The organism is Alteromonas sp. ABE4_545, from assembly GCF_056161325.1.
Genome location: NZ_JBSWYY010000069.1, coordinates 1 through 1,089 on the forward strand (window position 1 = coordinate 1; position 1,089 = coordinate 1,089).

Here is a 1,089-nt window from a genome sequence, read left to right on the forward strand (position 1 = left end):
CGCGAATTCAACTCCGAAGTGCACCACTCCCCAAATTAGGCCGCCTTGCGTAATTCATCGAATACCGCGGCTGGTTGCCTGAAGCCGAGACACTTTCTCGGTCTGGCATTTAATGCCCGTTCAATCTCAGCAATTTGCTTGTCCGTTACTGTCCGCAAATCGGTGCCTTTACGTATGTATTGTCGAAGCAAACCGTTAAAGTTTTCATTCAGTCCGCGCTCCCAGGATGAATATGGATTCGCGAAGTAAATATCCGTTTTAAGCTTCTCTGCGACCAGCTCGTGCTCACAGAATTCGCTGCCGTTGTCCGCCGTGATAGTTCGGACATGACTGCGATATTTCCACAACATGCCTACCATGGCACGGGCCACATCGGCTGCGCTTTTCGCTGGCACTTTGCGTATCAGATACAGTTTACTTTTACGCTCTACCAAGCTAACAATCGCGCCCGTTCCTTGCTTGCCCAAAACCGTATCAGCTTCCCAGTCACCGAACCGCTTCTTCTTGTTCACGATAGCGGGACGATGCTCTATGCCAACGCGATTCGGGATAATCACACGTTTCGCGCGGCTACCTTTACGGTATCTTCGGTGGCTCTGACGTAGCTGTTTATACAATTTACCGCTGCGTAATTTATCACGCTGGACGTAGCCATAAATCCATTCGTGACTGACGTGATGACCGATGATTTTACCTACACCAGCAATCTGCTCAGGACTCCACTTTTCGTTAAGCCCGAACTCAACAAAGGTAATCGTCAGTTCAGATATCCTGTACTTTGCGGCCAGACAACGTCGTTTTAATGTCTTGGCTTGAGCGACTTCCGGTAGGTAATGGCTATCTCGAATTCGATTGCGCTTTACTTCCCGACTAATAGTGCTGTGACTGACACTAAGACGCTTTCCAATCTCCCGATAACTGAAACCCTCGCGTAAGTAGGCTTCGATCTGGTATCGTTGTCCCTCGATCAACTGCTTGTAACTCATGGTAATACTCTAATTGTTTGGCGACTTTAGAATACCACCAACAGGCAGTTGATCGTCTGTCACCCATTAACCATGAGTGGTGCACTTATTATCTGAATTCGGG

At 48.4% G+C, this 1,089-nt stretch carries 1 protein-coding gene; it reads right to left on the reverse strand.

The window, feature by feature from the left end; all coding sequences use genetic code 11:
- Positions 1–35: 35 nt before the first annotated feature.
- A complete protein-coding gene (locus ACXAH6_RS20345) occupies positions 36–986 on the reverse strand; it encodes an IS30 family transposase (protein WP_474879817.1) in 951 nt (316 codons plus the stop codon).
- Positions 987–1,089 lie beyond the last annotated feature (103 nt).

What these genes read in the sequence shown, in the direction of transcription:
- ACXAH6_RS20345 (WP_474879817.1), bottom strand. Translation starts at nt 986, where the DNA reads ATGAGTTACAAGCAGTTGATCGAGGGACAACGATACCAGATCGAAGCC.